The organism is Parabacteroides sp. Y3-G-102 (genome assembly GCF_023656845.1).
In the GTDB taxonomy this organism is placed as follows: Bacteria; Bacteroidota; Bacteroidia; order Bacteroidales; family Tannerellaceae; genus Parabacteroides; species Parabacteroides distasonis.
In genome coordinates this window covers 1-19,850 of the sequence record NZ_JAMOKU010000011.1, presented here as the reverse complement: position 1 = coordinate 19,850, position 19,850 = coordinate 1, and the positions used below count along the sequence as shown (strand labels likewise).

Sequence of the window (19,850 nt, the reverse complement as noted above, 5' to 3'; positions counted from 1 at the left end):
CACTTTGTACTTATAGGATCGCTCAGAAAAGAAATACCCTATGGGATTTATCGAAAAAATCACACAACCTTTTGTCCGGGCTGCAAAGTCAACATTTCTTTAGGTACCGCTTTCTTGATGCTCTCTATTAAAATACCCGCTACGGTATGCCGGATAAAATCTTTACGGGTGACAAAGACGATCTCCCGTGTCGGCTTGGGAATGGCGAACGGACGTACCAATTCTTTCTGCTCTTTACTTAATTGCAGGGTAGCCAATTCCGGGATGAACGTAATACCGTTACCGCTTTCCACCATACGCATAAATGTCTCTAGGCTACCTAAACGGTAAGCGGCTTGGCGAACCTTTACCTTTTCCATCTGGCAGAAACGCATCAGCTGGTCACGGAAGCAATGTCCCTCGTCCAGCAGCCACAACCGCTCGTCGTTGATATCGGCGGTACGGATCAAATCCTTTTTGAAGATAGATTCATTATGAGCCACGTATCCGAAGAATTGCTCATAATATAATATGTCTCCTTGTAAATAGGATTCTGTGGGTTGGTTCGCTATGATAGCGGCATCGATTTCCCCGTTTTGCAGGGCGGCCATAGTGGGAGCGGTTTTCATTTCCAGCATACGGATGTCAAGATCCGTATGCTTTTCCGATAATTGCTGGAAAAAGCGAGGTAGCAAATAAGGGGCGATAGTCGGTAGCACCGCTAAGCGGAACGTACCTTTCAATGACTGTTCCTCCTCGTTCACGATATCTTTGATAAGAGAAGCTTGATAGAGGACATTTCTCGCTTGCTCAATAACCTTACGTCCGGCAGGTGTGGGGCGAACGGGCTGCAGGTTTCGATCGAACAATTTAATACCTAGTTCGTCTTCCAGCTTTTGGATCATCATACTCAATGTCGGTTGTGTCACCCTACAATGCTCTGCTGCCTTTGCGAAATGACGATAAGTATCCACCGCTAGGATATATTCGAGTTGCTGTATATTCATAGTACTTAATTTTACAAGCGTTAGAAATTAATGAAGACAAACTTACGGAAAAACGCTGGAATAATCGAATAAAAGTGGAAGAATAAAGCAACTTAATTTGAGTATTAGGCATTTAGGGGGAAATCGGGGAAGTTGGGTGAAAAGCCAAAATACATTTGCTTATCATGGAACAGACGAATGGGCTAACTGGATGATAGATTTACACAGAAAAAATATGTAACTTTGGAGAGTAATTTACAAATGGTTTACAGTCGTATATATAATGAGCTAAAAATTAATTGATTAAAGTATATGTCAGACAGTATCGTCATTATTCCTACATACAACGAGAAGGAGAATATTGAGAATATCATTCGTGCCGTGTTCGGGCTGGAGAAAGTGTTTCATATCTTGGTGATCGATGATGGCTCTCCGGATGGGACGGCGGCTATCGTGAAGGGCTTGCAGAAGGAGTTCCCGGAGCGTCTTTTTATCGTGGAGCGTAAGGGGAAGCTGGGATTGGGTACCGCTTATATCCGGGGTTTTAAATGGGCTATCGAGCATAAATATGATTTTATTTTCGAGATGGACGCCGATTTCAGTCATAATCCCAATGACCTGCCGAAGCTATACGCCGCTTGTACCGGGCAGGGTGCCGACGTAGCCATCGGGTCGAGGTATTGCAACGGGGTGAATGTGGTGAACTGGCCGTTGGGCCGTGTGTTGATGTCTTATTTCGCCTCGGTGTATGTCCGTATCGTCACGGGTATGAAGATACAGGATACGACGGCGGGTTTTAAATGTTACCGCCGTGAGGTGCTGGAGACGATCGATCTGGACCGTGTCCATTTCAAGGGATACGCCTTTCAGGTGGAGATGAAGTTTACGGCTTATAAGTGCGGCTTCAAGCTCGTGGAGGTGCCGATCATCTTTATCAACCGTGCCTTGGGTGTCTCCAAGATGAACTCTTCGATATTCGGGGAGGCTTTATTCGGCGTCCTTCAATTGAAATGGTGGAGTTTCTTCAGGAAGTATCCGAGGAAACATGCGAGCCATGCCTAATGAAAACAGAGTTTGACAATTTATAATAGGATAAGAAAGATGAATAAAATATTAATCCAAAATCCGAGAATCATCAACGAGGGCCGTTCTTTTATCGGCTCGGTGTTGGTGGAGGGAGATAAGATCGCGGCGGTGTTCGAGGGGGAGGTTCCCGGGAACGTGCGTGCCGAGGCGAACCAAGTGATCGACGCTACGGGGAAATGGTTGATACCGGGCGTCATCGATGATCAGGTGCATTTCCGGGACCCCGGGCTTACCCATAAGGGGGATATCGGGACCGAGAGCTGTGCGGCCGTGGCCGGTGGCGTGACGACCTTCATGGACATGCCGAACACGAAGCCACAGACCACGACGATCGCCGATCTGGAATGGAAATTCAACCGTGCCGCCGAGGTCTCCCGTGCGAATTACTCCTTCTTCTTCGGTGGGACAAACGATAATATGGACGAGATCCGCAGGCTGGATCGTAGCCGTGTGCCGGGACTGAAACTCTTCCTCGGCTCGTCTACGGGAAATATGCTGGTGGACAAGAAAGACTCGTTGGAGCGTATCTTCGGCGAGGCCGGTATGCTGATCGCCATCCATGCGGAGAAAGAGGAGGTGATCCGGCGTAATATCCAGTATTACACGAACCTGCATGGCGAGGATCTGGATATCTCTTTCCATAGCAAGATCCGTAGCGAGGAGGCCTGCTACCAATGCTCGGCCGAGGCGGTTGAACTGGCTACCCGCTTGGGTTCCCGTTTGCATATCCTGCATCTCTCCACGGAGAAGGAATTATCGTTGCTCGGCAACCGTCTTCCCTTGAGCGAGAAAAAGATAACCGGCGAGGTCTGCGTGCACCATCTGTGGTTTCATGACGGCGACTACGCCCAATTCGGTAATCGTATCAAGTGGAATCCTTCTATCAAGACGATCGAGGATCGCACGGCGCTGCGTGAGGCGGTCAATAACAATACGATCGATATCGTGGCTACCGACCATGCCCCGCATCTACCGGAGGAGAAGCAAGGCTCTTGCTTGAAGGCGGCTTCCGGAGGACCGCTTATCCAGCACTCCTTGATCACGATGTTGGAGCTGGCGATGGAAGGCCGTTTCACGTACGAGAAGGTGGTCGAAAAGATGGCGCATATGCCGGCGGAGCTGTTTCGTATCGATAGGAGGGGATACATTCGTCCCGGATACTACGCCGATATCGTATTGATCGATCCGGAGCAGACTTGGACGGTATCGAAGGAGAATATCTTGTACAAATGCGGCTGGTCTCCTTTCGAGGGCTATACGTTCCACCATGGCGTATGGAAGACTTTCGTGAATGGCGAGTTGGCCTATGGCGATGGAGAGGTGAATGACGCCGTGAGAGGTAAAGAAGTCCGTTATCTATAGCAGTAGAGACGGGGCATGCCCCCGTCTCATCCTATCTATTGGATATCGATCAATTTATGGGTTTGCAGACTTAGTCTCCACCGGGGATGCCGGAGGATGTAATCCACTACCTCTTTCGTATTTTGGCAGGAGCAGGGTTGCAGGAAATGGTACCGTGCGGGGATTTCGGCGTATGCGGACAGGTCTTGCCCGGTATAAACCACCTTTATCTCGTCGACTCTTTCCAATACCACCGGGGCGTTCTCCTTGGGCGAGCAAGTCACCCAGTCGATGCCGTCGGGCAAGGGGCGTGTGCCGTTGGTCTCGATACAGATCTGTTTCCCCGCCTCACGTAAGCGGGATATAAGCGCCTTGTCGATCCACAGGCTAGGTTCTCCTCCCGTCAGGATTACCATCCGTGCGGGAAAGGAAGATACCTTCTCCACGATCTCCTCGTCCGTCATCATTACGCCCTCCTCGTGGCGGGTGTCGCAGAAGCTACATCTCAGGTTGCAACCGGAGAAGCGGACGAATACGGCGGGAGTCCCCGTATGGAACCCTTCGCCTTGCAAGCTGTAGAATATCTCGTTAATCTTCCTCATAGATCGCCGTGTTACCCTCAGACTCTTTTACCTCTACCTTGAAACAAGACGGGATCTGCTCGTATACCCAAAAGGCTATGTTCTCCGCCGTCGGGTTGAAAGGTAAGATATCGTTCAAGTTCTGGTGGTCCAACAGGGATTTCACCGATCTCTTGATATGACTGAAATCGACTACCATGCCATCGGCGTTTAATTCCTTGGAGCGGCAATAAACCGTGATCATCCAATTGTGACCATGTAGATTCTCACATTTGCTGGGGTAGGACAATCTCAAGCTATGGGAAGCGGAGATCTCCATACGTTTAATTACGGTATACATACGATAATAATGTTTATACGATAAATAATAATGTACCTAATGTCACCTCGGCACACAAAAAAATCCCGGATATTAATCCGGGATGCAAATATACGAAATATTTAGTTTGTTTGTACGACACTTGTCTACGATCGGTAGAGACAGGCGGTACGTCGATCGGCTATGCCTCTTGGTTCAGCGCCTTCATCGAGAACAGGAAGGTCGTTCCTTTGCCCTCGCCCTCGGACTCGAACCAAAGCTTTCCTCCATGAAGCTCCACGAAGTCCTTGCAAAGCATCAATCCCAGACCGGAGCCTTTCTCGTTCTTCGTCCCGTAGGTCGTGAAATGCGAGTCTTGTTTCAAGAGCTTGTCTTGATCCTCTTTCTTGATGCCCTTGCCGGTATCTTTCACGCTAACGGTTACGAAATCCCCCTCGGAGCGTGAGGATAAGGTGATCGTGCCCCCCTCGAAACTAAACTTCATGGCGTTAGAGATCAGGTTACGGATAATCGTCTTGAGCATATCGATATCGACCAAGCCTACCAGCTCTTTATCCAGATTTTCTAGGATAATCTTCACGCCTTTTTGCGCCGCCATCGGGACATACATCTCGGCGGTACTATCGATGATACTGTTTATGTCGGTCTGTTGCTTATATACGTGCTGCTTGTTCAAGCGGTTCTTGGCCCATTTCAGCAGGTTGTCCAGCAAGAGGAAGATCTCCTCGGAGGTCTTGTTCATCATCTGGATCATCTCGTACACCTCGTCGCCTACCCGCTCCTTGTCCACCATCATCAAGATGGCGTTATTCATCATTTTCAACGAGCCTAGCGGGGAACGCAGGTCATGGGCGATAACGGAGTATAGCGTATCCCTAGACTCGATCGTGTTCTCCAGCTCGGCCTTGATGCGCTTGATGCTGTAAAGCTCGTAGCGGTGGGCCACCCTCTTCACCAGCTCCTCACGTTGGAAAGGCTTTGTGACGTATTCGGTGGCGCCCAATTGGTAACCTTTCACGATGCTTTGCATATCGCTTAGGGCGGACATGATAATCACGGGTATATCCGTAGTCTCGGGATTGCTTTTCAGATGCTGGAGGACCTCATATCCGTCCATCTCAGGCATCATGATATCGAGTAATATCAGATTTGGGTGTTTCTCGTTAGCTATGCGTAGCGCTTTTGTCCCGCTGTCGCAAGTCAAAAGCGTATATCCCTCTTTCTTCAGTATGGCTTGTACTAGCATGACGTTTGTAGGGACATCATCTACGATAAGAACTTTATACTCTGAGGCCAATTTATCCATTGTATCTAAATTGTGTTCTAGTTTTCTTGATATTCAAATAGTATCAATAGCGCAAAAGTATTAATTAAAGTCGACATATAACGACTATTTATCCATCTATTTTTTTATTTTTTTATCCCGCGCCTCGTTTGGCTTTTTCCCAAGCGCCTGTGCCTTTATGCTTAGCGAGATAGCTATACCCTCGTATGACATTGATATTCATGAATAAAAAGTAATAAGGAATGAATAATAGCTTGTTCCGGATGTTCCGTTTTTCCATTTTATACCCCAAGTATCCCAGCAGGTAAAACGCTAATTGCAGGGCAAGGATGACCGTGTAAAGGGTATGCCCGGTACAGGCTAGGAGAAGGTTGAGGGGCAGGAGGGCGAAGAGCACGACCGGCGTCAGCGTCCAGCGCAGTACCCGGTGGCTGATGTATTGGAAGCTCAGTATCCCGTACCGGAAGATATTCAATAATCCCCGTAGCCGCCATACCGATTGCAATCCTCCGGCCGATATGCGTACTTTACGTTTCTCCTCCTCCCGCATGTTCAGGGAGGCGCTCTCGAGGGCGTACGCCTCTTTGCTGTAGGCGATCTTGTAGCCTCTCATCGCTATGCGCAGGGAGAGGATGAAATCGTCCAGCAGGGTATCCGGGGGCATCTGCTCGAAGAGGGAGGTGCGGATGGCGAAGAGCTCGCCTGCCGCCCCGACGGCGGAGTATAGGCGGTAGTCCAGTCGCTTGAGGGCGGACTCGTATTTCCAGTATATGCCTTCTCCGGCGGTGGCTCCTTGCTCGGCTTGTATCTCTACCCGTTTCTCTCCGGCCACGCAGCCTACCCGTGGGTCGCTGAACTGGCGTATGATCTCCTTGATGGCGCCCTTGTTCAGCATCGTGTTGGCGTCGGTGAAGATGACGTAGGGGGTATTGACGTAGGGGAGGGCCCGGTTCAAGGCGGCGGTCTTTCCTTGTCGCCGCGGTTGGTACAGTACGGTGACCTCCGGGTACTCTTTCAGTCTTTCATTCGTGTTGTCATTGCTTCCATCGGTGATCCAGACCAGTCTCAGCTTATCCGCCGGATAATCCAGTTGTCTGCAATTCACCATCTTGCTCGCCACGATCGCCTCCTCGTTGTAGGCGGCTATCAGCAACGTGGCCTCCGGTAGTGTCTCGGGAAGGCGGGGGAGCCGGGGTTTAACGAACAGCTCCTTGATCTTTACCATAAGGTATAATACGATCCCATACCCCAGATAGGTATAGAAAACGATCCCGATGCCGATCCAGAAGAGGATCTCAATGACTTGACAGCTCTTTTCCATAATTCATATCCTTGTTGATTGCGATTAATCCGTTTATTAATCCCTTGCCTAGCGCCCCGATCAGCCGGAATTTCCCTTTTACGAGATAGATCGAGAGGCGTTTCGGGAAAGCCACTAGGGTTTGGTAGATGTATGAGTAAATCCTTTCATCCCTTTTATCGATCGATCGTTTGGCGAATAAAAGGCGGTTGCGGGTATGATAATAGACCTGAAGCGGACTTTGTTTCCCTACGCTCATGCTCTCCTTATGATAGACGGTGGAGGTAGCCTCGTACCAGATTTTCAGCCCGGCCCGCCTTATTTGCACGCACCAGTCCAGCTCCTCGTAATAGAGAAAATAAAATTCAGGCATCATTCCGAACTTCTTGATATCCGTGGTCCGGATCATCATGGCCGCACCGTGGGCGAATGCCGTATAGCGGGATTTATTGAATTGTCTCGTGTCGGTTTGACCGAATCCGATATTCTCGTTGCGGAGGGTAACCGGGCTCATCGGGGTGGAGCCTGCGTACTGTAGCTGCTTCTTCTCAGGCCAGCACGCTATCTTGGGGGAGACACATCCTATTTGCGGATTGTTGTCGAGAGCCCTTGCTAGGTTCTCCAGTATCGGTTGGTTGATGATCGTGTCGTTGTTGAGAAACAGGATATAATCACCGTCGGCGTATGAAATCCCTAGGTTGTTTCCGCCGGCGAACCCGAGGTTCTTGTCGCTGCGAATCACTATTGGCTTGGGGCTATATTTACTGAGTACGCGGTGTTCGCCGTGATTTTTCGAGCCATTATCGATGATGATAATCTCATAAGGATAGGTTTCGTACCGACCGAACGACTCGATTAGGTCTACGGTATCATCCTTCCCATTGTAATTGATGGTGATGATGGATACTTTTTTAGCCATTATTTTCTTTATTTTTTATCGTTATGTCATGAGGAGTACTCTGGAAGCTGGTGTCCTTCTCCTTCACCCGGCGCAAGGAGGCTATATATCCTTTTATCAAGACGCAAAAGAGAAAAGGGAGCCTCGACAGGTTCCTGTAGAGCTTCCGGGTATGCATCTTCCGGGGGATAGCCAGCGTATACGTCAAGATGCTGACCAGTATTAGCCCATACCATTTCAGGGCAAGCGGGAAAACCGTGAGGCTCCATGCCAAGGCGAGGAGGGACGGGATGATCAGTTTTAATATTCTCGGGAGCGGGAACCATTGGACCGCCTTGTCCATATAATTCCAGTTGAGGGTACGGAGGTCGAGATGCCGTATGATCAAAGAGAATGCCAGCAGTTGGGCGTGGAACCAGCGGGATCTTTGCCGTGCCATGACCTCTTGGCGTGAGGTCTTCTCGTCGTACACGAGGATGTCCTCGGCGTAATCGACAAAGATATTTTCCGTGGCGAGATAGATCTCCAGCTCCTTGTCCTCGGCGAAAGTGCCGCATTGGGGCATGTGGGATTTCAGCCATCCGAAGTCGAATACCATGCCGGAGCCTATCAAGGAGGAGGAGATCCCGACATTGACCCGCCCCTTGCGGAAGATGGTGTTGTTGATCTCCTCGGAGATACCGTCCCATACCGCTATCGGCGTATTGTCGTTCTTGAGGGTACGGTGCGCTTGCAGGGCGATGTTGTCTTGCGTGATATCGTTGACCCGGGTCAGGAAATCCGTATCCGTGAGGTTGTCGGCATCGAGGATGACGACCTTATCGATTCCCCCCTTCAGGTATTCCAAGGCGTAGGTGATGGACTTATGTTTCATGCTATGCTTGAAATCCGGCGTGAGGAGCTCGATCGGGAGCTTGGCGAGCGCTTGGTTCGTTTCCTCCCGCATATGGTCCGATACCACGATCACCCGGTATTTGTCCGCCGGATAGTCTTGCAGGAGGATGCGCTCCACGGATTCCTGTATGACTTGGTCTTCCTTATAGGCGGCGAAGATGACGGCGAACTTCTGGAGCCGTATGCTCCGGTGCTTCCGGTACCTCCTCCGAAAAAAGGACGCCAACGTAAAAAATAGGTCATAGCCTATGAAAAAGGCGATGAAAATGAATAGGGCGATATCTATGTAGATCAACAAGTGCATTCGCTTTTTTTTACAAAAGTACTTATAATTTTCAATAAGAGTTTGATTCTGCCGTTTTTTCTCACCTAAGGGGGCCATATCTTTCCCAGCGAGCTCAGCGCCGCCGAGAGTATCAGCCCCCAGCCCAGCAGGTTCAAGGGGCCGGGCGAGGGGTGGACGAGAGCGAGAGTATCGCCCCGATAGCCGCCAACGCCGCCTCCCGCATGTCTAGCAGGAGGGAGAGTGCCGCCAGCAGGAAGAGGCTGGCCAAGGCGAGCAGGCGGAAGTGGGGGAAAGGGGGGCGTGGGCTCCGTGGGAGTGTCGGTCGTGTCATGGGGCGGTTGTTTTTGGGGCGTGTGAGATCCTAGGTTTAGCAAGAAATCCAGCAGGCTGCGGACGAAGGCTAGTATTTGTCGTATCTTATTCATATCAATTGTTGTTTTTTAGGGATGAGTAAATCGGTTCGATCTCGTGGCAGAGCTGTACCAGCGTCTCCCGGTAGCGCTCCCGGTTGTCGCCGTTCAGCTCGCTGATGTAGGGGCTGTAGGCGATGGCCTTGGCGTAGTCGGCGGGGAAACGGCTCATGGCGGCGGCCTGCGGGTAGGAGCAGACGAGGAGGCGGGCGAAGTCGAGGTAGGAGTTGCGTGCCGAGTCGTAGCGGCGGAACAGCAACTCGCCCCGCTTGTATCGGGCGGTGACGCGGCCCCCGTGCCAGAAGGCGTTGCTCGCCCCGTAGCCGGTGATGCCGAAATGGTTGTTGGCCTCACGGGCTAGGCGGGAGGTGCCCCAGCCGCTTTCTAGGGCGGCTTGGGCAAGGAGGATGATGGGGTTTAGGTGGAAGCGGTCGCCGGCGGACTGGGCGTCGGCAAGGTGGGTGGAGATATAGGCTTGTTTCATGATATATACGATGAATTATGGTTTGATTTTTCTTGGAAAATTAATCTTAAATTACTATCTTTGAATAAGTTAATAAATAAACAGCATCAGTATGGAAAAGCGGGAGACCGGTGTCGGCGCCTATTATTTTTGTGATATAGCGATGAGTTATTTTCCCTTATTGTCGAAGAAGAAAGCCTCGGATAAGCTGTCCCGGTGGATACGTGTCAGCGGAAAGTTGATGGAGCGGCTGGAGGAGTGCGGATGGCATCCCCGCCAACGGATCTTATCGCCCCGTCAGCGGGAGTGCATCGTTTCTCATCTAGGGGAGCCTTGAGTCAGATCTCGTCGGGGGATTCGCTGTCGCCTCCTCCCGGGGCGGGTGCGTCGGGCACGATCTTCTCGAACTTGGCGAGGCCGGTGACGCTCTTTAGCGTCACGCTCGGACGGAAGACGATCCGGGGACGTTTGATAAGGGAGGCGTTGAAGTCGGACTCCAGCTTGGTGCCCTTGCTGCCGATCACGGCTTGGAAGTGGCCGAGATCGCCCAGCTGGACGGTTTCCCCTTTCTGGAGGCGTTGCTTGAGGATATAGAGGAGGCCGTCTACCACGACGTGCACGTCGCCCCGGGAGGCGGTGCTGCGGTCGGCGATCTGGTCGCACAGCTCCTCGAAATCGCAGGTGCCGGTGGACTTGTTCACGGCGTAATACAACTTGGAGCCGGCGGCGGCTCCCTTGGTCATGTCTTTTCGTAAGACTAATCGGTACTTGATCGGCATAATGTCTGGTGTTTTTTTGATTACGTTGTAAAGGTACGACATGCCGCCGGTGGGATTCCGGTCAACGGGGACGAAGGGGGGCGAGGTCGGGTGAATGGGGGTAAAGAGGTGATTTTAGGGGGGAGAATGCTTGTTTGTCAAGAAAAATAAGCGTATGTTTGCCTTATCAAAATTCGATTGACATGAAAAATTTACGGTATGAAAGAGAAAGACAAGCGGCGAGACGCGAGAGGTGAGTCCCGTGAACGGGCGAAGTGCCAGCGTGAGACGTTGGGCAAATATTTTTACGATTTGTCAAAACTGACGTTCACGGCGTTGGTGCTGGGTGGAATAGCTATGTTATTCCAATCGGAAAAGATAGAGATAAGTATGATTGGAATGTTCATGGTAGGGATCTTGTTCTCTGTCGGGTTAGCTTTCTGTGGTAATAAAATCTTGAAATAATAAAGAGCTATGAATCCATTGACATTTCTTTTCGGGGTAATGCTATTGATACTTGTGGTGTTTATCGTTTGGATGTACACGCCATCCGGCAAGCGTTGGTTGGATAGCATGAAATAAAAGGACTATCGTATTTCCGGTCCGGACACTACTGTGTTTGGCTTCGGATACTACTGTGTTGGCTTCCCGGCACAATAGTGTTCGGTGCCAAACACAGTAGTGTTTTTTTGTGGGCGGCTGATGGTTGGCGGGTCAGCCCTCCACCCGCCTCACGCTCTGGCTTCCCAGCGCCCTCCCGATCCGGTCGCTCAAGGCGAAACAATCCCTCAGTTCCCCGAGGCATGCCGCCCGCTCATCGGTCGAGGTAGCGGAGCGGAGGCGTGCGGCCGTGCGTTGTAGCCGGTCGTGTATGAAAGGCTCGGCGTAGAGGAAGAGCTGGCGTTCGGCCTCGTCGGGCAAGAGTTCGTCGGGGAGCCTTTCCGGCGGTCCCTCCTCCGGGTAGGAGGAACGGAGGGAGAGGATGAGGGCGGAGAGAGACTCGTCCGTGATCCCGTCCGGATGGCCGCCTCCCGAGAGGAGAGCCAGCAGGTCGAGATGGGCGGGTTCCGTCAGGGGCATCCCGCCGGCGGACAACTCGGAGGCGACCCATGCCGGAAGGGAGATACCGCTACCATCCCCGGCATAGAACATCCGGTCGTGGTTGGCGAGGCAGAAACGCAGCAAGGCTCTTTCACGGAGGCGTGCGGGAGGGAGGCCCGTCACTACTTCTGCCGGCTCTGTCCGGACAGGCTCGCCGGGAGAGGCGGACAACTCCTCACGCAATACGTCGAGGGGGATACCCGTAGCCTTGGAGAGCTCCTCCATCCGCCGGTACACGGCCAGCGGAGAGCCTACGAGACGGATCTCCCCGAGCACCTCCCGTATCCCCCCGGCGTCGGGCCCGCCTTTCCGCCCCGCCGCCTCCCGGATGCGGTGGCTCAGGTAATCCACCGCCTCTGTCCGCACGAGCCTGCGCAGCGCCTCGGCCCCTTGCCGGCGGAACACCTCGTCCGGGTCCATGCCACCGGGCAGGGGAAGGAGGCCCACCTCGCATCCCCGTGCCAGCAAGAGACGGGCGGAGCGGAGGGTGGCGGCCTGTCCCGCCGGGTCCGGGTCGAGGGCGAGCGTGACGTGCCCCGTCAGCCTCCGTATCATCCGCACGTGATCCTCGGTGAGCGCCGTGCCGCAAAGCCCGGCGGCGTGACGGATACCGGCGGCGTGGAAGGCGATCACGTCTTTGTAACCCTCGCATAGCAGCACGTCGCCCTCGGCGCGGACGGCCCTCACCGCCTCGTACAGGCCGTAGAGGATACGTCCCTTGTGGTACGCCTCGCTGTCATCGGAGTTGACGTATTTGGCCGTTCCTGCCCCGTCCGCCCCCCGGTACCGCCCGGCGAAGCCCGCTATCTGCCCCCCGGTGGTCCTTACCGGGAAGACAAGCCGCCTCCGGAAGCGCCTGAAGCCCTCGGGGGCGTCGGGCGGGCAGATACCTACCCCGAAGTGGGAAAAGGTCTCACGGAGCGCCCTGAGGTCTTCCTCGCCGTTCTCGTCCTCGCCCGTTATCCCCTCGGCGGGATCGTAGGGAAGGAGGGAGCGGGCGAAGGCCTCGTTGCCGCGTAAGATCGCCTGTCGTGCCTCGTGCCGTCCGGCCTCTTCCGTGCCCCGTTCCTCCTCCACCTCGATGCCATACTTGCGGGCCAGCAGCCGTACGGCCTCCTCGAAGCCACATCCCTCCATGTGGCGCACGAGGCGTATGGGGTCCGCCGCCTCGCCGCAACTGAAGCATTTCCCGATATTGAGCGCCGGGCTGATCCGGAACGAGGGGTGACGCTCGTCGTGGAAAGGGCAGAGTGCCACGAGGTCCTTGCCGGAGCGCCGTAGCGTGAGGTACCCGGCCGCTACCTCGTCGATGCGGGCGGTTTCCCGTACCCGCAGTAAAGTGTCATGCGTGATCATCCGAACAGGTCTTTATCCAGCTCTGCTTTCGCCGGTCTGCGGTCGTTCGGCACCGGCGTGCGGTCGTCGGTGAACCGGGTAACCCCCTTGTTGTGGCAGAAACGCACCTCCCCGGACTCTCCGTGCCGGTTCTTGGCGATCGAGAGGGTACCCCGGCCCTCGGTGGAGAGACGGGTCTCCGGGTCCTCGTCGATGTTCATCACGGAGAGGCGGCGGAGGAAGAATACCGTATCGGCGTCTTGCTCGATGGAGCCGGAGTCACGCAGGTCGGACAGCATGTTCTTCAGCGTGGGTCTCGCCTCGCAATTCCGGTTCAGCTGGCTCAACAGCACGACGGGGATGTCGTTCTCCTTGGCGATCAGCTTCAGTTGCCGTGTGATGGCCGATATCTGGTCGTTCGTGCTCTTGCGGTCCTCGGAAGGCGAGAGCATCAGTTGGAGGTAGTCCACGATCACCATCTCGCACCGCCCCTGCTTCCGCCGGAGCGAGATCTGGTAACGCAGGTCGGCCACGCTCAGGTCCGTGCGCTCGTCGATCCATATCGGCAGTCGCTCCAGCTCGTCGGAGGCCCTTTGTATCCTCTTCATCTCGGGGGCGGAGAGGGTCCCTTTCAGGATCTTGGAGGGCTCTATGTCCGCTATGCATCCCAGCAGCCTGAATACCAGCTGCTCCTTCGACATCTCTAGGCTGTAGAGGCAGACCGGGTGCCCGTTCCTCGCTGCGTTCAGCGCCATGAAGAGGGCGAAGGCCGTCTTGCCTACCCGGGGGCGTGCGGCGATCACGTTGAGCGTGCCCGGCATCATGCCGCCCGTCATCCGGTCCAATCCCTCTAGGCCGGTATGTATGCCCGGCGTGCGTCCTTCCGTCACCCTGCGTTGTATCTCCAGCATGCGCTCCTTGGCCAGCAGGGTGGCTTCCTTCATGCCTACGCTGTTCGTGGCGTGCGAGAGCCGTTCCATCAGCCGGCCCACGTGCGAGTCCATCTCCTTCAGCAAGGCCTCCGTGTCACGGTCCGGCCGTGAGGCTTTCAAGGCCGAGTCGTAGCAGCTCAGCATGAACTGCCTCGCCACGTAGGCCTCCCGCAGGTGCCGTGCGTGGGTAGGCATGTACTCGTCGCTGGTTTCCAGATACCGTCCGCCCAGCGCCAGCTGGTACAGGTCGGTGGCCAGCGTCTCCTTATCGGGCGCTATCCTCCGCAGCTCCTTCTCCACGGAGAGGGCGTCGGCGCTCTCCCCCCGGTTGTAGATGTTCAGGTACGCCTCGAAGGCCATCGCCACTTGCGGTAGCGTGAACATCTCCGGCAGCAGTTGCGCCGCCAGCGTGGGCATATGCCGGTGGGAGGCCATAAGCCCCGATAAGATCGCTTTCTCGATCTCCTGCTCCTGCGGGAGGGCGAGGCCGTCGGGCAGTGTCGCCGGGCGGTCGTTCTTGTTTTTGCTCGTGTTTGCCATGCTTTACTCCTGTTCTTGTTTGTCGTTATCTTTCTGTATCTTCTCCTCCTTGATGAAGAGGGACTTGTAGAAGGGTACCTTGATGGCGAGGCCGTTTCCTGCCTTGATCTTATGGATCATGTTTTCCTCGGCCAGCTCGTTCAGCGCTTTCCTCGCCGCGTATAAGGAACATCCCAATGCCCTGGCCATGGTCGTGATATGGATGATGCACTGCCCCTCGTAGATAGATACCCGCTTGCCGCCGGCGTATCGATAGTTGTAAGGCTTGTTGGCTAGTTTACCGAAAATGTATATGAACACGCCGATCTTAAGGCGTGTTTTGTTCTTCGGATAGTAATCTTGCAGTAATAGGTCGATAAATAACCTCGGAAAACGTGTGTAACCTCCACTTTTTAACTCTTTGACGCTAACTGTCTGTTTCATTGTACTTTGTATTGTTTTGAATGGTGAAAATAAAGAATCGAACCTAGTTTCGAACCCCCGATCGAATGGGGGGGTTAAGGATTAACAATCTGTTAAATAGTGGTTTGTCTTGAATAGGTGTCTATTTTTCGAATGCCCTTTTTAACGTCATTTCGCACTATATAAGATATAAATAGGTATTTATAATAAAAATAAAAGAATAGAAAACGAAACGTTTCCTTCTTTTTTTGAATTAATAATTATTTATTTTGTATCTCATTAAATCAACTTATTTGTATTTCCTACTTTCTTTACAAAGGTAAGGTTATGTTTTGGTTTATGCAAGCATTATTATTGGTTAATTATTTTGTTTTATAACATGGTATAATTTTTTCTAATGTGGGTTTAAATGATTAATTTGATTCTTTATTATGACTAGATTGGGGTGAGTAACCTTTTGCTTATAATAAGCTATAATGATAGCCTCTATGAAGGTATATGCGAGGTAAATAAATCAACCATGAGACAGGATAGGACCTTATTCATCTGGCTTTTCCATGAAAGCGACAAGATGCTGTTACGGATTTGTTCAGGAGAAAGTTTTTGCCATTTATAAAATTCGATGATTTGGTAGATATCAATAGGGCTTTCATCGGCTTTCGCTTTAAGAATATAAGGTTTATTCTCGAAGTCGCTATCGATCTCTGAGTAAATAAAGGAGAGTCCACGTGCTGCGTATTCCCTGTTTTTCAGGGTTTTGATATGGATGATACCACTCCTGTGGCGGGCGAGGCTGCCGATAGCCATGTCCGCTTGCTCGAAAAGATCATCCAGTTCCTTTCCATGTCTCGCTCCGTGCAAGATTATGTATTCCTCCAATCCGTGTTGTTTGATGACAGGTAGGATCTCTTTTTTCTCTCTTTCTCCAAAAAACTCCCCTATGATGTGGAAGTAAACTTTATAGGAAGGATGGGTCTGATAATAATTCGCTAGTCCCCTCACCAAACGGTCGAACCCGTGCCAATAATGGATTTCTGCCACCCCGATCAGATGAAGTTCGTGGTTGGTATCGTTAATCTTTCTCTTTAACGGTATTTGGCTGAAATCAACCCCGTTCGAGATCTGTAGGGCCGGTTTCCCGAATATGATTGGATAATCCGAGAAAGTCACTATGCCGGAGAGCTGCCTTGCCAATATCTTGCGGAAACATTGGTCTATGAATAAGAATTTTCTTCTGGATAAACTTTCATATTCTTGATCGTACGGGTAAGTCGGTATCTCCATGACCACCTTGATCCCTGTCTCTTTCAATTTGCGGACCATATGGATCGTGAACGGATTAGCGTTATGGTCTGAGCGCATATAGACGAAATCGATACGTTCTTTCCGGGCATATTCTATGATTGAGGAATATTCTGTCCTTTTCAATAGCTTGCTTTTTAGGCCGGAACCATAATCACGAAGCACGTGATTATCTACCATGCGTAGTTTTCTGCCCGTAGTCTCGTCCATATAACACAGCCTTGTGTCTACGCCGCAAGCTTTTAAGCCATTTACTTGGTAATGGATTTTCTTGCTGATCCCGTTCGCGGGATTGAACCCGTGGAATATGAGGAATAAAGCTTTCATTTCTTTATCTTGGATTGAATCAGGTTAATGATGTCGTAAACGCCGCTTAATTGTATGTATAAGCCGGAGACAAGGATAACGATACCTGTTTTTATCGATAGGACAGCCAATTCCGGAAGCCTATAAGCCGAAAGGTATATAGGCAATAAAAGCGATACTAATAGAATCGAGAGCGACAGGGGGGAAATAAATAATCGTGCCAGATGTATCAGGCCGCGCTTGAAGGTTACTTTGTACATCCATACGTAGCCTAGTATGAAATTGATGGCGAAAGTCGTGCATATACACCACGCTACCGCCTCGAGTGTCTTGAATATAAAAATACCGATAAGCATGCCCGATACGTTTAATATAGTGGAGAATACCCCACAGATAAACAGGCTTTTCGTATCGTTCGCCGCTTGATAAATGGCACCGGACGTGGATGAGATGATTTGTAAGCCGACCGATAACGATAAGATCCGGAACACGGGGATGGAAGGCATCCATTGGTCTCCGAATAAGATGATGGTGATCTCCCCGGCGGAGAACCAAAGCAATATCGACAACGGGAAACCGATGAAAGCCAAGGTGCGTATGACTTTCTCATAGGAACTCGCTAGTTGTGGCAAATCGTTTTGGAAATTGGAGAAAATAGGGTGCATGACCGGCGAGATCACGAAGGTTATATTCTGTAACGGAAGCATCATCAAGCGATATGATTTCTCATAATAGCCTAAGGCGTTCATGCTCATATATTTCCCTATTAATAGCTTGTCAAGGTTGCGGCTGAAATAATTGATCACGTTAAACATGAGCTGGTAGGCGGAATAGCTGAATATTTTCCGGATGGATGCCAGTCCGAGCGTGCGTTTTATTCTTAAGGGATTTTTCCTGAATGAGATGATAAACAAGAAAATGCTGGTGAATATAGGATTGATGATTAAAGCATATAATCCGGCACCCGATATAGCGGCGCAGATCGCTAGGCTTCCTCCGGCACATTGGATGCCCAAGGCTCTGTATGCTACGAACTTGAACTCTTTATTCTTGAATAGAAGAGCGTTTGGGACGATATTGGCCGAGGCGAAAAATAGGTTCACGGATAATAATTGGCATATGGGTAATAATGAATTCTGTTTGTAAAACAACGCTATTGGCCATGCGGAAGCGAAGAATAAGATAGAGATTCCTATCCCGGTCCATAAGGTAAAAGAGAATATGCCGTTAAGGTCGTCTTCTGTCAGGTCCTTGTTTTGAATGATCGCCGGGGCGATCCCTAGATCACTGAAAATACTGAAAAAGGAGATGATGACGGTGGCGATCGCTACGACACCAAACTCCTCGGGCGCTATCAACCGGGCTAATATGCCTGCCACGACTAAGGATACGATGATTCCTGAGTATTTTGATACAGCCATATAGATTACGCCGGATACCAACTCTTTTTTTGTGGATGCCATATCTTTTATGCTTCAGAAGTTTTTATCCATACTTGCTTGCATGGGTCGTAACGTTTAACGACCTTGGCAGGGTTACCTACGGCTACCGAGTAGTCCGGTATATCTTTAGTGACCACGCTTCCCGCTCCGACTACGCAGTGTTTCCCGATATGTACCCCCGCGGTAATAATAGCGTTCGCCCCAATCCAAGATTCATCTCCTACGACAACTAAAGAGGTGGTTATGCCTTGGGCTAGAATTGGTTTGGAAATGTCATCGTATTTATGATTCAATCCTGAAATAGTGACGTTCTGGGCGAGTATCACCTGATTCCCAATAAAAACCGGACCAATGATCGTATCCTGTATCCCTATGCGTGTGTAATCTCCTATATGTATCTGCCCAACGCCGTTGTCTACGGTGGCATAATGCTCGATTACGCTTTCTTGACCAAGAACGAAAGGGTTAATGGGACTGACATTCATTATGGCTGATCTCCTGATTTTACTTCGTTTCCCGTAGGTGAGCATGAATGGATTGATAAACCATTTAACCCATAGTCTAGGGCAAGAACCACGTTGATTCATTATTAGAAAATGAATGATTCTTTTTAATTTATCGTTCTTCTTGATCTTATGTTTGAGTGCAGTGATACTCATTCTTTTAGGGATTGAAAGATGTTTGTATAAACTTGCAATAGTTCTTTTGCCGTATGATTCCATGAGAATAATCGAGATCTTTGTAATCCATATTTTACTTGTTCGTCATGGAACACGGGATCTTCTTCCAATCGTAACAATAAGCAAGCTATTTCTTCCTCATCGAGAGGATCGGCCAATAATCCTCCTTCACCGGTTATCTCTGGCATAGCTGAGGTATTTCCCGCTATTACGGGCGTACCGCAAGCCATAGCTTCCAGCATAGGGATACCGAAGCTTTCCCGTAAGGAGGTGTAGAGAAAGGCGAAAGCTCCATTATATAAGTAAGCTAGATCCTTATTGGAAATATAACCCGGGTAGGACAGGTAGGGTTTGATTTCCTCTATATGCTGCTCTTTCAATAGCATATCTAACTTGTCCTCTTTCAAGTCCGCTATCAATAGGGGGCGCTTTCTTGACGAGCGCTTAAGGTAAAGGCTATATGCCTTCAAGGTACGAGGTACGTTTTTCTTCGGGTCTGTATTCCCTAAGAAGAAAAGATAATCGTCTGAGTCGATGTATTTACGGGTGATGGCCGATACATTTGACAAGGGATGGAAATGTTGGCTATACCCATTATAGATCGCTATAATCCGTTCTTTCGGCAGGCGTAGGGCTTCCCGTATCCGGTTGCGTTCGAAATACGATACGGTAATGATCCTCTCGCATTTGGGAAGTATACGAGGAACTACCAGACGGCGATAGTACCAACCCATGTTTTGGTATAAGGATGTATTGCCTCCTTGCTTGGGCTCGAGAAAGATGATGTCGTGCAAGGTCAGTACCAATGGGACTGGGCAATGGATGGGGGCCGTATTGCTTGTGCAATGCAATAGATCCGGTTTCACCTTAGCTATGGCATTCGGTAACGCTATCTGCTCCCAAAGGGGATATGAGGGGCACCTCACCTCTACGATATGCATATTATCCGTCTCTTCTAGGCAATGATCTGCTCCCGGGCTGACGAAGATATAATACTCGTTCTCATGATCTATTTTTTGTAACTCCCGGATACTTTCAAGGGCTACAAAATCCATACCATGTTTATTTGTCCGGAAAATACGTTGGGCTTCTATGGCTATTTTCATTGTATAATAATTTATCGTTATAAATTTGCATAAACATTCAACATCAAAGTGTGGAATAAGACCGAGTTTTCATTAGTCATAAAGACCGTGAATCATGTTCTGTCCCCACACTTTATAC

The 19,850-nt window shown here is 50.8% G+C and carries 20 protein-coding genes; 4 read left to right on the top strand and 16 right to left on the bottom strand.

Going from position 1 to position 19,850, the window contains the following annotated elements:
• Nucleotides 1–59: 59 nt before the first annotated feature.
• A complete protein-coding gene (locus NBH16_RS07155; protein ID WP_005868349.1) occupies nucleotides 60–986 on the bottom strand; it encodes a hydrogen peroxide-inducible genes activator in 927 nt (308 codons plus the stop codon).
• Between the two features lie 291 nt (nucleotides 987–1,277).
• Here NBH16_RS07155 and NBH16_RS07150 point away from each other — a divergent pair, with 291 nt between their 5' ends.
• Nucleotides 1,278–2,027 (top strand): polyprenol monophosphomannose synthase, encoded by a 750-nt coding sequence (locus NBH16_RS07150; protein WP_005856519.1) that lies wholly within the window; start codon nucleotides 1,278–1,280, stop codon nucleotides 2,025–2,027.
• A gap of 39 nt (nucleotides 2,028–2,066) precedes the next feature.
• Entirely contained in the window at nucleotides 2,067–3,413 is a 1,347-nt protein-coding gene (locus tag NBH16_RS07145) for a dihydroorotase (RefSeq protein ID WP_122369829.1), read from the top strand.
• 35 nt (nucleotides 3,414–3,448) lie between these two features.
• Here the strand turns inward: NBH16_RS07145 and NBH16_RS07140 are convergent, their stop codons facing one another.
• From NBH16_RS07140 to NBH16_RS07110, 7 genes are all read right to left on the bottom strand, one after another.
• On the bottom strand, nucleotides 3,449–3,994 hold the full coding sequence (locus NBH16_RS07140) for a 7-carboxy-7-deazaguanine synthase QueE (protein ID WP_005868354.1): 546 nt from the start codon (nucleotides 3,992–3,994) through the stop codon (nucleotides 3,449–3,451).
• A complete protein-coding gene (locus NBH16_RS07135) occupies nucleotides 3,981–4,313 on the bottom strand; it encodes a 6-pyruvoyl trahydropterin synthase family protein (protein WP_005856525.1) in 333 nt (110 codons plus the stop codon). Before NBH16_RS07135 ends, NBH16_RS07140 begins: the two co-directional genes overlap by 14 nt.
• Before the next feature lie 160 nt (nucleotides 4,314–4,473).
• Nucleotides 4,474–5,598, bottom strand: coding sequence for a hybrid sensor histidine kinase/response regulator (locus tag NBH16_RS07130; RefSeq protein ID WP_005856527.1), 1,125 nt, complete (start codon nucleotides 5,596–5,598; stop codon nucleotides 4,474–4,476).
• 112 nt (nucleotides 5,599–5,710) lie between these two features.
• Nucleotides 5,711–6,898, bottom strand: coding sequence for a glycosyltransferase family 2 protein (locus tag NBH16_RS07125; RefSeq protein WP_005868356.1), 1,188 nt, complete (start codon nucleotides 6,896–6,898; stop codon nucleotides 5,711–5,713).
• On the bottom strand, nucleotides 6,873–7,796 hold the full coding sequence (locus tag NBH16_RS07120) for a glycosyltransferase family 2 protein (RefSeq protein ID WP_009276018.1): 924 nt from the start codon (nucleotides 7,794–7,796) through the stop codon (nucleotides 6,873–6,875). The genes NBH16_RS07125 and NBH16_RS07120 overlap by 26 nt, the downstream gene beginning before the upstream one ends.
• Complete coding sequence (locus NBH16_RS07115; RefSeq protein WP_250788297.1) at nucleotides 7,789–8,973, bottom strand: glycosyltransferase family 2 protein; 1,185 nt, start codon at nucleotides 8,971–8,973, stop codon at nucleotides 7,789–7,791. Before NBH16_RS07115 ends, NBH16_RS07120 begins: the two co-directional genes overlap by 8 nt.
• Before the next feature lie 408 nt (nucleotides 8,974–9,381).
• Nucleotides 9,382–9,849: a glucosaminidase domain-containing protein gene (locus NBH16_RS07110; RefSeq protein ID WP_009017926.1), complete on the bottom strand. Its 468-nt coding sequence runs from the start codon at nucleotides 9,847–9,849 to the stop codon at nucleotides 9,382–9,384.
• Nucleotides 9,850–9,940: 91 nt separating this feature from the next.
• Between NBH16_RS07110 and NBH16_RS07105 the strand changes: the two genes are divergently transcribed.
• Nucleotides 9,941–10,165 carry a DUF4248 domain-containing protein gene (locus tag NBH16_RS07105; protein WP_005856539.1) on the top strand — a complete coding sequence of 75 codons (225 nt, stop codon included), beginning with the start codon at nucleotides 9,941–9,943 and terminating at the stop codon, nucleotides 10,163–10,165.
• A 1-nt stretch (nucleotide 10,166) separates the two neighbouring features.
• Here NBH16_RS07105 and NBH16_RS07100 read toward each other — a convergent pair whose 3' ends face one another.
• Nucleotides 10,167–10,607, bottom strand: a complete 441-nt coding sequence (locus NBH16_RS07100) for an HU family DNA-binding protein (protein WP_195284152.1) — start codon at nucleotides 10,605–10,607, stop codon at nucleotides 10,167–10,169.
• Between the two features lie 198 nt (nucleotides 10,608–10,805).
• Here NBH16_RS07100 and NBH16_RS07095 point away from each other — a divergent pair, with 198 nt between their 5' ends.
• The gene (locus NBH16_RS07095; protein ID WP_044545084.1) at nucleotides 10,806–11,051 is read left to right on the top strand and encodes a DUF6722 family protein; all 246 of its coding nucleotides are present in this window, start codon (nucleotides 10,806–10,808) and stop codon (nucleotides 11,049–11,051) included.
• A gap of 249 nt (nucleotides 11,052–11,300) precedes the next feature.
• Here the strand turns inward: NBH16_RS07095 and NBH16_RS07090 are convergent, their stop codons facing one another.
• The 7 genes from NBH16_RS07090 to NBH16_RS07060 all read right to left on the bottom strand — a co-directional run bounded on the left by NBH16_RS07090 (nucleotide 11,301) and on the right by NBH16_RS07060 (nucleotide 19,732).
• The gene (locus tag NBH16_RS07090) at nucleotides 11,301–13,043 is read right to left on the bottom strand and encodes a DNA primase (RefSeq protein WP_250788295.1); all 1,743 of its coding nucleotides are present in this window, start codon (nucleotides 13,041–13,043) and stop codon (nucleotides 11,301–11,303) included.
• The gene (locus tag NBH16_RS07085) at nucleotides 13,040–14,494 is read right to left on the bottom strand and encodes a replicative DNA helicase (protein ID WP_121960923.1); all 1,455 of its coding nucleotides are present in this window, start codon (nucleotides 14,492–14,494) and stop codon (nucleotides 13,040–13,042) included. Before NBH16_RS07085 ends, NBH16_RS07090 begins: the two co-directional genes overlap by 4 nt.
• A gap of 3 nt (nucleotides 14,495–14,497) precedes the next feature.
• Nucleotides 14,498–14,917, bottom strand: coding sequence for a hypothetical protein (locus tag NBH16_RS07080; protein WP_011966385.1), 420 nt, complete (start codon nucleotides 14,915–14,917; stop codon nucleotides 14,498–14,500).
• 465 nt (nucleotides 14,918–15,382) lie between these two features.
• The gene (locus NBH16_RS07075; RefSeq protein WP_250788293.1) at nucleotides 15,383–16,525 is read right to left on the bottom strand and encodes a glycosyltransferase family protein; all 1,143 of its coding nucleotides are present in this window, start codon (nucleotides 16,523–16,525) and stop codon (nucleotides 15,383–15,385) included.
• Nucleotides 16,522–17,967 carry a lipopolysaccharide biosynthesis protein gene (locus tag NBH16_RS07070; RefSeq protein WP_250788290.1) on the bottom strand — a complete coding sequence of 482 codons (1,446 nt, stop codon included), beginning with the start codon at nucleotides 17,965–17,967 and terminating at the stop codon, nucleotides 16,522–16,524. The genes NBH16_RS07075 and NBH16_RS07070 overlap by 4 nt, the downstream gene beginning before the upstream one ends.
• Before the next feature lie 5 nt (nucleotides 17,968–17,972).
• Entirely contained in the window at nucleotides 17,973–18,605 is a 633-nt protein-coding gene (locus tag NBH16_RS07065) for an acyltransferase (RefSeq protein WP_250788288.1), read from the bottom strand.
• Nucleotides 18,602–19,732 carry a glycosyltransferase family 4 protein gene (locus tag NBH16_RS07060; protein ID WP_250788287.1) on the bottom strand — a complete coding sequence of 377 codons (1,131 nt, stop codon included), beginning with the start codon at nucleotides 19,730–19,732 and terminating at the stop codon, nucleotides 18,602–18,604. Before NBH16_RS07060 ends, NBH16_RS07065 begins: the two co-directional genes overlap by 4 nt.
• Nucleotides 19,733–19,850: the final 118 nt, after the last annotated feature.

What these genes read in the sequence shown, in the direction of transcription:
- NBH16_RS07100 (WP_195284152.1), bottom strand. Translation starts at nt 10,607, where the DNA reads ATGCCGATCAAGTACCGATTAGTCTTACGAAAAGACATGACCAAGGGA.
- NBH16_RS07115 (WP_250788297.1), bottom strand. Translation starts at nt 8,973, where the DNA reads ATGCACTTGTTGATCTACATAGATATCGCCCTATTCATTTTCATCGCC.
- NBH16_RS07095 (WP_044545084.1), top strand. Translation starts at nt 10,806, where the DNA reads ATGAAAGAGAAAGACAAGCGGCGAGACGCGAGAGGTGAGTCCCGTGAA.
- NBH16_RS07060 (WP_250788287.1), bottom strand. Translation starts at nt 19,732, where the DNA reads ATGAAAATAGCCATAGAAGCCCAACGTATTTTCCGGACAAATAAACAT.
- NBH16_RS07080 (WP_011966385.1), bottom strand. Translation starts at nt 14,917, where the DNA reads ATGAAACAGACAGTTAGCGTCAAAGAGTTAAAAAGTGGAGGTTACACA.
- NBH16_RS07130 (WP_005856527.1), bottom strand. Translation starts at nt 5,598, where the DNA reads ATGGATAAATTGGCCTCAGAGTATAAAGTTCTTATCGTAGATGATGTC.
- NBH16_RS07120 (WP_009276018.1), bottom strand. Translation starts at nt 7,796, where the DNA reads ATGGCTAAAAAAGTATCCATCATCACCATCAATTACAATGGGAAGGAT.
- NBH16_RS07140 (WP_005868354.1), bottom strand. Translation starts at nt 3,994, where the DNA reads ATGAGGAAGATTAACGAGATATTCTACAGCTTGCAAGGCGAAGGGTTC.
- NBH16_RS07135 (WP_005856525.1), bottom strand. Translation starts at nt 4,313, where the DNA reads ATGTATACCGTAATTAAACGTATGGAGATCTCCGCTTCCCATAGCTTG.
- NBH16_RS07145 (WP_122369829.1), top strand. Translation starts at nt 2,067, where the DNA reads ATGAATAAAATATTAATCCAAAATCCGAGAATCATCAACGAGGGCCGT.
- NBH16_RS07075 (WP_250788293.1), bottom strand. Translation starts at nt 16,525, where the DNA reads ATGAAAGCTTTATTCCTCATATTCCACGGGTTCAATCCCGCGAACGGG.
- NBH16_RS07065 (WP_250788288.1), bottom strand. Translation starts at nt 18,605, where the DNA reads ATGAGTATCACTGCACTCAAACATAAGATCAAGAAGAACGATAAATTA.
- NBH16_RS07125 (WP_005868356.1), bottom strand. Translation starts at nt 6,898, where the DNA reads ATGGAAAAGAGCTGTCAAGTCATTGAGATCCTCTTCTGGATCGGCATC.
- NBH16_RS07150 (WP_005856519.1), top strand. Translation starts at nt 1,278, where the DNA reads ATGTCAGACAGTATCGTCATTATTCCTACATACAACGAGAAGGAGAAT.
- NBH16_RS07155 (WP_005868349.1), bottom strand. Translation starts at nt 986, where the DNA reads ATGAATATACAGCAACTCGAATATATCCTAGCGGTGGATACTTATCGT.
- NBH16_RS07070 (WP_250788290.1), bottom strand. Translation starts at nt 17,967, where the DNA reads ATGGCATCCACAAAAAAAGAGTTGGTATCCGGCGTAATCTATATGGCT.
- NBH16_RS07090 (WP_250788295.1), bottom strand. Translation starts at nt 13,043, where the DNA reads ATGATCACGCATGACACTTTACTGCGGGTACGGGAAACCGCCCGCATC.
- NBH16_RS07105 (WP_005856539.1), top strand. Translation starts at nt 9,941, where the DNA reads ATGGAAAAGCGGGAGACCGGTGTCGGCGCCTATTATTTTTGTGATATA.
- NBH16_RS07085 (WP_121960923.1), bottom strand. Translation starts at nt 14,494, where the DNA reads ATGGCAAACACGAGCAAAAACAAGAACGACCGCCCGGCGACACTGCCC.
- NBH16_RS07110 (WP_009017926.1), bottom strand. Translation starts at nt 9,849, where the DNA reads ATGAAACAAGCCTATATCTCCACCCACCTTGCCGACGCCCAGTCCGCC.